The following is a 300-nucleotide window of genomic DNA, read 5'->3' as shown; positions in this document are numbered from 1 at the left end:
GGCGGCGGCCTGAAAACCGGCGACGCGATTTCGCTCACGCTCGACGCAACCTCGATCGGTTCGGAATGGCTCACGATCGAAGCCGACAATCCGGCGCTCACGCACAGCACGCGGCTCGCGCCGTTCGCGGTCGACGTGATGGGCGCGTGGCTCGAGGCACGGCGGCTCGCGCAACTGCCTGGCAAACTCGTCTTTCCCGGCTCGCCGAATGGGCGGCCGATGCACAAGGACACGGTGTTGCGTGCGATCGACGCGCAAATGGAAGCGGCCGGCATCGCCAGCACGCGCGCCGAGCGCGCG

At 69.0% G+C, this 300-nt stretch carries 1 pseudogene; it reads left to right on the top strand.

Features of this window, described 5'->3' with window-relative positions:
• Window positions 1-300 (top strand): annotated as a pseudogene (locus SB751_RS29375) (site-specific integrase); the annotation flags it as partial.

Source organism: Cupriavidus sp. SIMBA_020 (genome assembly GCF_046535395.1).
Classification (GTDB): Bacteria; Pseudomonadota; Gammaproteobacteria; order Burkholderiales; family Burkholderiaceae; genus Cupriavidus; species Cupriavidus campinensis.
The sequence above is the reverse complement of the archived record's forward strand: the minus strand, read 5'-3'. Positions and strand labels throughout refer to the sequence as shown.